The following is a 12,227-nucleotide window of genomic DNA, read 5'->3' as shown; positions in this document are numbered from 1 at the left end:
GTGCTGCCGTTCGACTTGCATGTGTAAGGCATGCCGCCAGCGTTCAATCTGAGCCAGGATCAAACTCTTCAGTTCAAACCTGTTACTGTGTTCGGTCCCGCAGTTTCCTGCTTCTGGACCGGTCGCTCACTCAACGTACTGACGATGGATTTCTGCCTGTCTCGCGACAGGCGAAAACCTTCCTCTAATACTTGGTGTGAGACTCTTGATACTTTCGCTTCAGCCAGCTCCCGAAAGAACCGGCCCGCATCCCGCATCAAGTGCCCACACTTATCGGCTGTAGGTTTTTAAAGATCGTTCACAACACCTGCGGCACCCACTATCCGGTACCGCTTCGTTTGCGTCGCTGCGTCTGCAGCAGAGAAGCGGAATTATGCAGTCTCTTCGTGGCGCCGTCAATACCACTTTCGCTTTCGCTTAAAAATATTGGTACGACGACCGCCAGCTTCCTGGCGACTAACGAAAATCCCTTCAGCGACTCACTTCCGGACCGCGCTCACCACCGCCTCCATCGGAACGGCGCCAGCCATTGCTGCATAGCCCGCATCGCTCGGATGAATGTGATCGCCGCTATCGAAAGCGCGTTGCAGACGTTCCGGTTGCACCCGATCACGCAATGCGGCATCGAAATCCACGACGCCGTCGAAGGCATGACTGGTCCGGATCCACTGGTTCACAGCGAGCCGGATATTTTCCCGCTCCGGCGACAACGAAGCCGGCGTCAGCGTCGCGCCGAACACCTTGACGCCGTCGCGTCGCGCCGCGGCGATCACCCGTTGATACCCGGCGATCAGATCGGCGGCCGTCACCGAGGTGTGCGGGAAATCGCAGTCGAGCCCGCTGCGCGCCGGCATCGCCGCGAAGTTGATGTCGTTGATACCGATCAGCAGGATCACCGCCTTGACGCCCGGCCGGCGCAAAACGTCACGATCGAAACGGCTCACGAGCGCGTCGCCATAGCAAGGCGAGTCGCTCAGCAGCCGATTGCCGCTAATGCCAAGATTCACGATAGCGGTCGACTGCGCACCGCTACCGGCCAGCCGGCGGGCTAGCGCATCCGGCCAGCGGCGGTTCTGGTTCAAGCTCGAGCGCATGCCGTCAGTAATCGAGTCACCGATCGCGGCGACGGCAGCGGACGGTGCCGCCGCCTCCACCGACAACCCCGTCACCCACACGTATTGCGTAAACCGGCTACGAAACGCCGCCGCAGCAGCGTCGGCCGTGTGATTACCAGGCGACGACACATAATTCACCTGATTCGACACGCGGTGCCACGCGACAACCCGCTGCTCCGGTCCCATGAACGCGCTGATTACATACGGCGCGCCTTCGGCGATATCGAACGCGATCGGATCGCTATCCAATTCCCCACCCGGCGCAATGCTGACCGCGCCCCTGCCGCCGAAGGTGACACGGCTCCCGTCGCTGGCCGCCGCCGCGCCGCCCGCCGAGCGCGCGATGCGCAGTTCCTCGATGACGAGCGGCGTCTTGCCGTACACGTTGCTCAGGTGAATTCGGACGGTTTTTCCCGACAGCGTCGGATAGACGATCTGGCGAACCGTACGCCCAGCGACTTCCGGCGCGCGGTAAAGCGGCGGCAATTCGGCCCGCTGCGGAATGGGTTGCAGCGCGGTCGCCCACGCGGCGACCCAGTGCCCGGGGGCTTCGGCGGCAAAAACAGCGGTCGGGGAAACGGCAAATTGGGCAAGCAACGCCGCGCCGCATGCGGCAGCCAGGGTACGAATGGTCATTCGGATGATCGGTTCAGGGCGAAACGCGCATTGTGCCCGATCGCCACGGCAATCGCGGGCATCAACGCCCGCACTATGCGTACTGCAGGCATTGCCCGCGTTGCGAATCGCACCTGCTCCAGCTCAAGCCGCCGACTCTCCGACGAGCTTCAGCGCAAGCGCCTCGGCGACCTCGATTCCGTCGATGGCCGCCGAATAAATGCCGCCGGCGTACCCCGCGCCTTCGCCCGCCGGATAAAGCCCTTCGACGTTCATGCTTTGATAATCGTCCCGGCGGCGCACCCGAACCGGCGACGACGTTCTCGTTTCAACTCCCGTCAGCACCGCGTCATGCATCGCGAAACCGGCGATTTTCTTCTCCATTTGCGGCAACGCTTCGCGGATCGCCTCGATCACATAGTCGGGCAGCGCGGTGCTGAGGTCGGTTGGATGCACGCCCGGTTTGTACGACGGCACCACCGAGCCGAGCGACGTGGACGGCCGCCCCGCGATAAAGTCGCCGACCAGCTGGCCCGGCGCCATGTAGTTGCCGCCGCCCAGCTCGAACGCCCGCTCTTCCCACTTGCGCTGGAAGGCGATACCGGCGAGCGGTCCGCCCGGGTAATCGTCAGGCGTAATGCCGACCACGATGCCCGCGTTGGCATTGCGCTCGGCGCGTGAGTACTGGCTCATGCCGTTCGTCACGACGCGGCCCGGCTCGGAGGTCGCGGCGACCACGGTGCCGCCCGGGCACATGCAGAAGCTGTAGACCGCGCGCCCGTTGCTGCAGTGGTGCACCACCTTATAGTCGGCTGCGCCCAGCTGTTTGTGACCGGCAAATTTGCCAAAACGGCTGCGATCGATCACGCCCTGCGGATGCTCGATCCGAAAACCGAGCGAAAACGGCTTCGCCTCGATATAGACGCCGCGATCGTGCAGCATCTGGAAGGTGTCGCGCGCGCTGTGACCAACCGCCAGCACGACGTGGTCGCAGCGCAGCGTCTCGCCGGTCGAGAGTTTCAGCCCGCGCACCTTGCCGTCGTCGATGTCGATGTCGTCGACGCGGGTCTCGAAGCGCACCTCGCCGCCCAGCTCATGAATGGTCGCGCGCATCTTTTCGACCATGCTGACGAGACGGAACGTGCCGATATGGGGCCGGCTCAGGTAGAGGATGTCCTCCGGCGCGCCGGCCCGGACGAATTCGTCGAGCACCTTGCGGCCGTAGTGCTTCGGGTCCCTGATCTGGCTGTACAGCTTGCCGTCCGAGAACGTGCCCGCGCCACCTTCGCCGAACTGCACGTTCGATTCGGGATTGAGCACCGACTTGCGCCACAGTCCGAACGTGTCCTTCGTGCGTTCGCGCACGGCCTTGCCGCGCTCGAGGATGATCGGCCGGAACCCCATCTGCGCGAGGATCAGCCCCGCGAACAGGCCGCACGGCCCCATGCCGATCACGACCGGACGCGGCGTGGTTAGTTGCGCCGGCGCCCTGGCGACGAACCGGTAGGTCATGTCGGGCGTCACGGCGCAGTGCGGCACGTTGGCGAGCCGCTTGAGCGCGGCCGCTTCATCCTTGACTTCGACATCGACGATGTAGGTGAGCCTGATGTCGGCGCGTTTGCGCGCGTCGTGCGCGCGGCGAAACACGGTGTATCGGACGAGCCCGTCTTGAGTCACGCCGAGTTTCGCGAGGCGCGCATGGACGGCTGCCTCGAGGTCGCTTTCGGGATGATCGAGCGGGAGTTTGATTTCGCTTAGACGTAACATGAGTACCGGAGAGGCAAATGGGCCGCAAATCGCGACCAATTGGCAATTTTACCGGTGTAAGCGTCACAGCGGGGCGGCGGCCGGTCATGAACCGCCGGCACAACGGCGCTCCAGCGAACCTGTAACGCATGCGCAGCACGGTCTGACGCACCACCTATCAGCCCGAGTGTCTATCTTCAAAAAATTTATTAACCGACCGGTCGGTTGGTTTATACTACGCCGACACAGACCACTTTGCAGAGAGCGTCCCCATGTACACGCAATCCCTGGATATTCCCGGCAATGTCGCCCCGCTCGATGCGGACGCGAATTCGCCCGAGCAGGCGCGGTTCGACGCGGTCATGGCCGCCGACGGCAAGATCGAGCCGCAGGACTGGATGCCCGAGGCGTACCGCAAAACGCTGGTACGGCAGATCTCGCAGCACGCGCATTCCGAAATCGTCGGCATGCTGCCCGAGGGCAACTGGATCACGCGCGCGCCGAGCCTCAAGCGCAAGGCGATTCTGCTCGCCAAGGTGCAGGACGAAGCCGGCCATGGGCTCTATCTGTATAGCGCGGCCGAAACGCTCGGCGTGTCGCGCGATCAACTGATCGCCGCGCTGCATTCGGGCAAGGCAAAGTATTCGAGCATCTTCAATTACCCGACGCCCACCTGGGCCGACGTCGGCGTGATCGGCTGGCTGGTCGACGGCGCGGCGATCATGAACCAGATCCCGCTGTGCCGTTGCACCTACGGCCCTTACGCCCGCGCGATGATCCGCATCTGCAAGGAAGAGTCGTTCCATCAGCGCCAGGGGTTCGACGCGCTGCTCGCGATGATGGCCGGCACCGACGCGCAGCGCGAGCTGGTCCAGCAGGCCGTGAATCGCTGGTGGTGGCCGGTGCTGATGATGTTCGGCCCGAGCGACAAGGATTCGATCCACAGCAATCAGTCGTCGAAGTGGGGTATCAAGCGCATTTCCAACGATGATCTGCGCCAGAAATTCGTCGACGCCACCGTCGAGCAGGCCAAGGTGCTCGGCGTCACGTTGCCCGACCCCGATCTGAAATGGAACGAGGCTCGTGGCCATTACGACTATGGCGACATCGACTGGGAAGAGTTCTGGCGCGTCGTGAACGGCGACGGTCCGTGCAACCGCGAGCGCCTCGCGACCCGCGTCAAAGCCCACGAAGACGGCGCCTGGGTGCGCGAAGCCGCGCTCGCCCATGCCGAAAAGACGCGCCAGCGCGCCCAACAACACGCCGCCTGAAAACGCGCGGCGAGCGATTAGCGAAAGTCAGGAATCAGGAGATCAGCAATGAACAAGGAATGGCCGATTTGGGAAGTGTTCGTGCGCAGCAAGCAGGGCCTCGATCACAAGCATTGCGGCAGTCTGCACGCCGCCGACGCGCCGATGGCGCTGCGCATGGCGCGCGACGTCTACACGCGCCGCCAGGAAGGCGTCAGCATCTGGGTGGTGCCGTCGTCGGCGATCACGGCCTCCGCGCCGGAAGACAAGGCCGAACTGTTCGAACCGGCGGGAGACAAGATCTACCGTCACCCGACGTTCTACACGCTGCCCGACGAAGTCAACCACATGTGAGCGCCCGCGCCATGACGACCACGCCCGAACATCTCGCCTACGTGCTGCGCCTCGCGGATACCGCGCTGATCCTCGGTCAGCGCAATGCCGAGTGGAGCGGCCACGGCCCGATCCTCGAAGAGGACATCGCACTGTCGAACATGAGCCTCGATCTGATCGGCCAGGCGCGTCTGCTGTACACGCACGCCGCCGCGCTCGAACAGCAGCTCACCGGCCGCCAGCGCACCGAGGACGACTACGCGTACTTCCGCGCCGAGCGCGAATTCGCCAACTACACGCTCGCCGAGTTGCCGCATTACGGCCCGCTCGCCGGCACCGCGCAAGCCGAGAAAGACTACGCAGTCACGATCGTGCGCAATTTTCTGTACTCGGCGCTGATGGTGCATCTATGGAACGCGCTGGCCGCTTCCTCTGACGAGCAGCTCGCGGCGATCGCCGCGAAGTCGATCAAGGAAACCAGTTACCACGTGCATCACGCCGGCGAATGGCTGATCCGTTTCGGCGACGGCACCGAGGAATCGCACCGCCGCGCGCAAGCCGCGCTGGACTACCTGATGCCGTACACGAGCGAGTTCTTCAGCGCCGACGCAGTGGAAGACGCGATTGCCGCGGCCGGCATCGGCCCGCGCACGTCCGAGCTGGAAGCTGCATGGCTCGACGAGGTGCGCGCCACGCTCGACGAAGCCACGTTGACGCTGCCCGCCCCGCTCAAGCACGTAAGCACCGGCAAGCACGGCGAGCATTCCGAGCACATGGGTTTCGTGCTCGCCGAAATGCAGAGCCTCGCACGCCAGCATCCCGGCGCCACCTGGTAATCGCGCGATGACGACCTCGACCGCCCCGCGCGCAGCCGCCACCGCGGATCCCGCACTCGCCCGTGCATGGACCGTACTCGAAGCGGTGCCGGACCCGGAGATTCCGGTGGTATCGATTCGCGAGCTCGGCATTCTGCGCGACGTGCGGCGCGCCGCCGACGGCGCGCTCGAAGTCGTGATCACGCCGACCTACTCCGGCTGCCCGGCGATGTCACAGATCGCCCAAGACATCGCCCATGCGCTCGACGCGGCGCAACTCGCGCCGTACCGCGTCGCCACGGTGCTCGCGCCGGCCTGGACCACCGACTGGATCACCACCGACGCGCGCGAGAAGCTGCGCGCCTATGGCATCGCGCCGCCCACGGGCCAATGCGGCTCGTCCGCCGGTTCCGCCTTGGCATCACAGGAAAAAGTGCTGCGCTTCGTGCCGCGCGCGCTGCCGGCGCCGTCCTGCCCGCGTTGCGGCTCGGCGCATACCGAGCGGCTCGCGCAATTCGGCTCGACCGCCTGCAAGGCCCTGTACCGCTGTCTCGACTGCCGCGAACCCTTCGACTACTTCAAACCCTACTGACATGGCCACCCCGCAATTTCACCCGCTGCGTATCCGCGAAGTGCGCCCCGAAACCGCCGACGCGGTCTCGGTCGCCTTCGAAGTCCCGGTCGAACTGCGCGACCAGTATCGCTTCACGCAGGGCCAGTTCGTCACGCTGAAGACGCATATCGACGGCGAGGAAACGCGCCGCTCGTATTCGATCTGCGTCGGCGTCACCGATTACGACCGCGACGGCGAATTGCGCATCGGCATCAAGCGCGTACGCGGCGGGCGCTTCTCGAACTTCGCGTTCGACACGCTGCAGCCCGGCCACACGATCGAGGTGATGACGCCGGACGGCCGCTTCTTCACTCATCTGAACGCCCAGCAAGGCAAGCAGTACCTCGCGTTCTCGGGCGGCTCTGGCATCACGCCGGTGCTCGCGATCATCAAGACGACGCTCGAAATCGAGCCGCGCAGCACGTTCACGCTCGTGTACGGCAATCGCAGCGTCGATCAGGTCATGTTCGCGGAAGAACTCGAAGATCTGAAGAACCGCTTCATGAACCGCTTCGTGCTGTATCACGTGCTGTCCGACGATCTGCAGGACGTCGAGCTGTTCAACGGCGTGCTCGATCAGGAAAAGTGCGCGGCCTTTATCGAGCATTTGCTGCCGGCCGACGCGATCGACGAAGCGTTCATCTGCGGTCCCGCGCCGATGATGGACGCCGCCGAAGCCGCGTTGAAAGCGGCTGGCGTCCCGCAGGGGAAGGTGCACGTGGAGCGCTTCGGGACACCGCTGCCGCAGGCAGGCGTGCCGCCCGTCGAGATCACCGAAGACACGCCGGCCGCCGACCTCGAAATCGTGCTCGACGGCAAACGGCGCAAGCTGCGCCTGCCGTATCAGGGCGTGAGCGTGCTCGACGTCGGCCTGCGCGCCGGCCTCGCGCTGCCTTATGCCTGCAAGGGCGGCGTTTGCTGCACCTGTCGCGCGAAGGTGCTCGAAGGTGAAGTGAAGATGGAGAAGAACTACACGCTCGAAGAGCACGAGATCCGCGACGGTTTCGTGCTGACCTGCCAGTGCCATCCGCTGAGCGAGCGCGTGGTGGTGAGCTACGACGAGCGCTGATTCCGGGTAAGCCCGGCTTGATCGTGGCTTGCCCCGGATTCGACGACATGGCGGCTTTCACGCAGCGCAGTGTCTGCCCGACAGCCATAGCGCTTTCAGCCGTTTCGCGATCCGCTTACACTAGGGGCCGCTCATCGACGGGGACATCGGTTCCGGTCGATGAGCGGCCCCTTTTTGTCACAGCCGCGAGCGTCACAGCAAGCCATTGCCAATGAGCACGATTCACTTCACCAACGGCGACGTCGCCGCCGAATCACTGCGCACCGCGCTTGCTCAGGCAGGCCGCGACGACCGCGTACAAGCGCTGCGGGACGATCTGGCCGTCGGCCCGTTGCGCGGCGTCGACGACGGTCCGACCGTGCGCGCCGACTTCTGGGAGCGCGTCAGCGCGGACACGCGGCGCGATTTCCTGCGGGAATTCCGCGATCAGGCGGCGGCGCTGAACAGCATCGCGAACGGAACCGCGAATCTCGTGGTCTGGCATGGCGAAAGCGCCTCCGACCAGTTGATGCTGCGGCGCGTCTGCTATTACCTGCGCAATAGTCCGCAGCGTTTGAACGAGGTGCGTCTGTCGATTGCCGATCTCACCGATCCGCTTGCGTGGGCGCACACCCGCAAGGACCGCGCGACGTCGGTCGGCATGTTCGCGCCGGACGTGCTGCAGGCGCGTCTGCCGGACGCAGCGCCGATTTCCGTGCTGCGCATCAGCCGGCTCGCGCTCGAATGGCAGGAAGTCAAGCACGCGAACGGCGAAACGCGGCGCTGGCGCGACAACACGTTCACGAGCAGCAGTTTCGCCGAGCTGGACGCGCTGATCCTCGAGCGCGTCACCGAAGACTGGCAGCCCACCGCGCGGGTCGCCGCCGAAGTGATGGTCGCTGAACTCTGGTTCCTCGTCAGCGACAGCATCGTGCTGTGGCGTATGCGCGAACTGGCGGCAAGGCGGCGTATCCGCTTGCGCGGCGACGCGAACGCATGGCGCTCGCTCGAGTTGTGCGCGGCGCTCATCCCCTGCTCACATCGATAAACCGACCACTCTATGGCCCGCACCCGAGCACCCGACCACGAATCCCAACGCGAGCAGATTCTCGAACTGGCCGCCGCGAAATTTGCGCAGACCAGCTATCCGAGCACCTCGATGGCCGATCTGGCCGCGGCGAGCGGCACGTCGAAGGCGCGCCTCTATCACTACTACGCGAGCAAGGAAGCGATCCTGTTCGACCTGCTGGATCGCTACACGAAGCGGCTGATGCTGATCATCGCCGAGGTGGAAGGCTCGAGCCAGCGGCGCGGACTGAGCGAGCGGGAAACCTTCGCCGAGCTGATCCGCGCATTCCTGTCCGAGTACGAGACGTCGCACAGCCGGCACGTCGCACTGCTGAACGACGTGAAGTATCTGGTCGACAACCAGCGCGAAATCATTCTGAACCGCCAGCGCGACGTGGTCGCGGCCTTCGCGCGCCAGCTCGCGCGCGCTTACCCCGAGCGCGCGACCCGCGACAACCAGACCGCGCTGACGATGATGGTGTTCGGCATGATCAACTGGACATTCACGTGGCTCAAGCCGGACGGACGGATGGGCTACAGCGAGTTCGCCGAGCAGGTGGTGGACGTGCTCGAGCACGGTTTTGGCTCGGCTCGGCCGAAGTGAGGTGGCGGTTCGAGCCAGCAGATCAGCAGGTTCGACAGCGAACCCAGGCTGCGGGAAGCACTTCCGCATGACGCAAAGCAACAACACCCAAAGCCACCGAATACGCAAGCCTCATGCATGTGGCATCTTGTCACGAACGCTCGTTCAATTTTGAATTTTTCATATAAATCAATTACTTAAAAATAGAACACGAGCATTCCAGGTATTCACTTCAAGTTTTGATACGGGTTTTCCCTAGTGATCGTGTCGGGTTTCCGTTAGAATCGATTTTGCGGTGCACCACGCCGCTTGATCAAAAGGAGAACCCGACCATGAATATGCTGACACCCCGCACCGCCGAGCCGATCGTCGCGCACGATCGTCTGTCGTTGTCTGACGGACGTGCGCCCGTTCTGGTCCGCGAACTCACAGCGGTCGACCGTGACCGCCTGCTCGCCCACTTCCTCGAGCTCGGAGAAGACGACCGCCTGCTGCGTTTCGGCCAGGTCGTGCCGAACCGCGTGATCGAAAACTACGTGCGCACCATCGACTTCACCCGCGACACCGTGTTCGGCGTCTTCAACAGCAAGCTCGAACTCACCGGCGTCGGCCACCTGGCCTACCTGCCGGCCGAAGGCGACAAGCGCACCGCCGAATTCGGCGTGTCGGTGCTCGAAAGCGCACGCGGCCAAGGGATCGGCACGAAGCTGTTCGAGCGCGCCGCCATCCGCAGTCGCAACACGCGCGTCACAATGCTGTACATTCACTGCCTGTCGCGCAATTCGACGATGATGCACATCGCGAAAAAGGCTGGCATGAAGATCGAATACGCGTACGGCGAAGCCGACGCCTATCTGACGCTGCCGCCGGCGGACCAGTCGAGCATCCTCACCGAGATGCTGCAGGAACAGGCCGCCGTGTTCGACTACGCACTCAAGCGCCAGGCGCGCCAGGCATCGCGACTATTCGAGTCGTTCATGCCGGCGGCTGCCGCTGCCTAATAATCGCTACGGGGAAATGAGAGAGGGGCGGCCGCAAGGTCGCCCTTTTTTCTACCTGCGTGAACGTCGCGTCCCTCACGCCGCTGGCATTGGATGCTGGCAACACTCACAGTGCGCCTTCATAAAATCGGCAACGCAGTCGTTTCCTTGATCTTCTCGAGCGAGAAGCTCGACTTCACGTCGATCACCGACGGATGCCTCAGCAGCTGATCCTGCACAAAGCGCGAAAAGTGCGCCATGTCCTCCACCTGGACGCGCAGTAGATAGTCCATCTCGCCAGTCATCGCGTGGCAGGCAACCACTTCGGGCCAGGTCTGCACGGCCGCACCGAACAGATCGGCGTGCGTAGCCTCGCCGTGCGGACTGAACGCGCGGCCGCCGCCCTTCTCGAGTCGCACGCTGACATACGCGAGCAGGTCGAGCCCCAGCCGCTGCGCGTCGAGCAGCGCGACATAGCCGCGAATCACACCGCTTTCCTCGAGCCGGCGAATGCGCCGCAGGCACGGACTCGGCGACAGATTGATCCGCTCCGCAATTTCCTGATTCGACAGCCGGCCATTCTCCTGAAGGATGGCGAGAATACGCCGGTCGATCGCATCTATTTCGGAGTTAGCCATTTTATGCTGCGTATCCTTCCAAGTGAGTCATAAACTGGCTCAAGCGTAGCCATGTACGATTAAATTCGCAAGTTTTCGCCCCTCGGACAATCCTACACTTGCGTCATCCGGTCGCAATCAGCCGGCCGTCCCGCGCTGACCGCCAGCGCACCTCGGCAACCATCTTGCATGGGATCGGAGTAAGCACTAAAGCGCCAACTCCGATCGACAAGGAGACAGACAATGCAGGTTTCAACTTGGGAAAACCCCGTCGGCACCGACGGCTTCGAATTCATCGAATACACCGCGCCCGACCCGAAAGCGCTCGGCAAGCTGTTCGAGCAGATGGGCTTCACCGCCGTCGCGCGGCATCGTCACAAGGACGTGACGCTGTATCGTCAGGGCGACATCAACTTCATCGTCAACGCGGAAAAGCATTCGTTCGCCCAGCGCTTCGCGCGCCAGCACGGCCCGTCGATCTGCGCGATCGCATTTCGCGTTCAGGACGCCGCGAAGGCCTACAGCCAGGCGCTCGAGAAAGGCGCATGGGGCTTCGACAACAAGACTGGCCCGATGGAGCTGAATATTCCGGCGATCAAGGGCATCGGCGATTCGCTGATCTATTTCGTCGACCGCTGGCGCGGCAAGAACGGCGCGGCGCCGAATAGCATCGGCGACATCGACATCTACGACGTCGACTTCGAGCCGATTCCGGGCGCGAACCCGAATCCGGTCGGCCACGGCCTGACCTATATCGATCACCTCACGCACAACGTGCATCGTGGCCGCATGCAGGAATGGGCGGAGTTCTACGAGCGCCTGTTCAACTTCCGCGAAGTGCGTTACTTCGATATCGAAGGCAAGGTGACGGGCGTGAAGTCGAAGGCGATGACCTCGCCGTGCGGCAAGATCCGTATTCCGATCAACGAGGAAGGTTCGGACACCGCCGGCCAGATCCAGGAATATCTGGACGCGTACCACGGCGAAGGGATTCAGCACATCGCGCTCGGCAGCGGCGACATCTACCGCACCGTGGACGGTTTGCGCGCTTCGAACATCTCGCTGCTCGACACGATCGACACCTACTACGAACTCGTCGATCGCCGCGTGCCCGGCCACGGCGAGCCGCTTGACGAACTGCGCAAGCGCAAGATTCTGATCGACGGCGCGCCAAACGATCTGCTGCTGCAAATTTTTACCGAAAACCAGATCGGCCCGATCTTCTTCGAGATCATCCAGCGCAAAGGCAACCAGGGCTTCGGCGAGGGCAACTTCAAGGCGCTGTTCGAATCGATCGAACTCGATCAGATTCGCCGCGGCGTGGTGCAAGACAAGACCTGATGGCCTCGCGCAGCCAGCGCGTTCAGCCATGAAAAAAGGGCGAGGATCGTAGGATCCTCGCCCTTTTTATTTGCTTACGCCGCCGCCCTCATCGGAGCTGCGG

General features: G+C 63.4%; 12 protein-coding genes and 1 rRNA gene. 9 read left to right on the top strand and 4 right to left on the bottom strand.

Annotated features, from left to right (window positions below; all coding sequences use genetic code 11):
• From B9Z01_RS12950 to B9Z01_RS12940, 3 genes are all read right to left on the bottom strand, one after another.
• Positions 1-75, bottom strand: a 16S ribosomal RNA gene (locus B9Z01_RS12950); the annotation flags it as partial.
• A 404-nt stretch (positions 76-479) separates the two neighbouring features.
• Complete coding sequence (locus tag B9Z01_RS12945; RefSeq protein ID WP_085483463.1) at positions 480-1,751, bottom strand: SGNH/GDSL hydrolase family protein; 1,272 nt, start codon at positions 1,749-1,751, stop codon at positions 480-482.
• Positions 1,752-1,874: 123 nt separating this feature from the next.
• Positions 1,875-3,497, bottom strand: a complete 1,623-nt coding sequence (locus B9Z01_RS12940) for an NAD(P)/FAD-dependent oxidoreductase (protein WP_085483461.1) — start codon at positions 3,495-3,497, stop codon at positions 1,875-1,877.
• A 251-nt stretch (positions 3,498-3,748) separates the two neighbouring features.
• Here B9Z01_RS12940 and paaA point away from each other — a divergent pair, with 251 nt between their 5' ends.
• From paaA to B9Z01_RS12900, 8 genes are all read left to right on the top strand, one after another.
• On the top strand, positions 3,749-4,747 hold the full coding sequence (gene paaA, locus B9Z01_RS12935; protein WP_085483459.1) for a 1,2-phenylacetyl-CoA epoxidase subunit PaaA: 999 nt from the start codon (positions 3,749-3,751) through the stop codon (positions 4,745-4,747).
• Positions 4,748-4,795: 48 nt separating this feature from the next.
• Positions 4,796-5,080, top strand: a complete 285-nt coding sequence (paaB, locus tag B9Z01_RS12930; RefSeq protein WP_007179854.1) for a 1,2-phenylacetyl-CoA epoxidase subunit PaaB — start codon at positions 4,796-4,798, stop codon at positions 5,078-5,080.
• Between the two features lie 11 nt (positions 5,081-5,091).
• Positions 5,092-5,895, top strand: coding sequence for a 1,2-phenylacetyl-CoA epoxidase subunit PaaC (gene paaC, locus B9Z01_RS12925; protein WP_085483457.1), 804 nt, complete (start codon positions 5,092-5,094; stop codon positions 5,893-5,895).
• A gap of 7 nt (positions 5,896-5,902) precedes the next feature.
• Positions 5,903-6,466 (top strand): 1,2-phenylacetyl-CoA epoxidase subunit PaaD, encoded by a 564-nt coding sequence (gene paaD, locus B9Z01_RS12920; RefSeq protein ID WP_085483455.1) that lies wholly within the window; start codon positions 5,903-5,905, stop codon positions 6,464-6,466.
• 1 nt (position 6,467) lies between these two features.
• The gene (gene paaE / locus B9Z01_RS12915; protein WP_085483453.1) at positions 6,468-7,556 is read left to right on the top strand and encodes a 1,2-phenylacetyl-CoA epoxidase subunit PaaE; all 1,089 of its coding nucleotides are present in this window, start codon (positions 6,468-6,470) and stop codon (positions 7,554-7,556) included.
• Between the two features lie 211 nt (positions 7,557-7,767).
• A complete protein-coding gene (locus B9Z01_RS12910) occupies positions 7,768-8,583 on the top strand; it encodes a DUF1835 domain-containing protein (protein ID WP_085483451.1) in 816 nt (271 codons plus the stop codon).
• Positions 8,584-8,595: 12 nt separating this feature from the next.
• Positions 8,596-9,207, top strand: a complete 612-nt coding sequence (locus B9Z01_RS12905; RefSeq protein ID WP_085483449.1) for a TetR/AcrR family transcriptional regulator — start codon at positions 8,596-8,598, stop codon at positions 9,205-9,207.
• Positions 9,208-9,518: 311 nt separating this feature from the next.
• A complete protein-coding gene (locus tag B9Z01_RS12900) occupies positions 9,519-10,187 on the top strand; it encodes a GNAT family N-acetyltransferase (protein WP_085483447.1) in 669 nt (222 codons plus the stop codon).
• A gap of 119 nt (positions 10,188-10,306) precedes the next feature.
• Here the strand turns inward: B9Z01_RS12900 and B9Z01_RS12895 are convergent, their stop codons facing one another.
• The gene (locus tag B9Z01_RS12895; protein WP_085483445.1) at positions 10,307-10,804 is read right to left on the bottom strand and encodes an Lrp/AsnC family transcriptional regulator; all 498 of its coding nucleotides are present in this window, start codon (positions 10,802-10,804) and stop codon (positions 10,307-10,309) included.
• A gap of 222 nt (positions 10,805-11,026) precedes the next feature.
• Here B9Z01_RS12895 and hppD point away from each other — a divergent pair, with 222 nt between their 5' ends.
• On the top strand, positions 11,027-12,124 hold the full coding sequence (hppD, locus tag B9Z01_RS12890) for a 4-hydroxyphenylpyruvate dioxygenase (RefSeq protein WP_085483443.1): 1,098 nt from the start codon (positions 11,027-11,029) through the stop codon (positions 12,122-12,124).
• Positions 12,125-12,227: the final 103 nt, after the last annotated feature.

The sequence above is a fragment of the Paraburkholderia susongensis genome, assembly GCF_900177725.1.
Taxonomy (GTDB): domain Bacteria; phylum Pseudomonadota; class Gammaproteobacteria; order Burkholderiales; family Burkholderiaceae; genus Paraburkholderia; species Paraburkholderia susongensis.
Note: the sequence above shows the minus strand (reverse complement) of the source record. Positions and strands in the feature narration are given on the sequence as shown.

Excerpts from the sequence above, each read along its gene's own strand:
- B9Z01_RS12945 (WP_085483463.1), bottom strand. The coding sequence starts at position 1,751 with ATGACCATTCGTACCCTGGCTGCCGCATGCGGCGCGGCGTTGCTTGCC.
- B9Z01_RS12940 (WP_085483461.1), bottom strand. The coding sequence starts at position 3,497 with ATGTTACGTCTAAGCGAAATCAAACTCCCGCTCGATCATCCCGAAAGC.
- paaA (WP_085483459.1), top strand. The coding sequence starts at position 3,749 with ATGTACACGCAATCCCTGGATATTCCCGGCAATGTCGCCCCGCTCGAT.
- paaB (WP_007179854.1), top strand. The coding sequence starts at position 4,796 with ATGAACAAGGAATGGCCGATTTGGGAAGTGTTCGTGCGCAGCAAGCAG.
- paaC (WP_085483457.1), top strand. The coding sequence starts at position 5,092 with ATGACGACCACGCCCGAACATCTCGCCTACGTGCTGCGCCTCGCGGAT.
- paaD (WP_085483455.1), top strand. The coding sequence starts at position 5,903 with ATGACGACCTCGACCGCCCCGCGCGCAGCCGCCACCGCGGATCCCGCA.
- paaE (WP_085483453.1), top strand. The coding sequence starts at position 6,468 with ATGGCCACCCCGCAATTTCACCCGCTGCGTATCCGCGAAGTGCGCCCC.
- B9Z01_RS12910 (WP_085483451.1), top strand. The coding sequence starts at position 7,768 with ATGAGCACGATTCACTTCACCAACGGCGACGTCGCCGCCGAATCACTG.
- B9Z01_RS12905 (WP_085483449.1), top strand. The coding sequence starts at position 8,596 with ATGGCCCGCACCCGAGCACCCGACCACGAATCCCAACGCGAGCAGATT.
- B9Z01_RS12900 (WP_085483447.1), top strand. The coding sequence starts at position 9,519 with ATGAATATGCTGACACCCCGCACCGCCGAGCCGATCGTCGCGCACGAT.
- B9Z01_RS12895 (WP_085483445.1), bottom strand. The coding sequence starts at position 10,804 with ATGGCTAACTCCGAAATAGATGCGATCGACCGGCGTATTCTCGCCATC.
- hppD (WP_085483443.1), top strand. The coding sequence starts at position 11,027 with ATGCAGGTTTCAACTTGGGAAAACCCCGTCGGCACCGACGGCTTCGAA.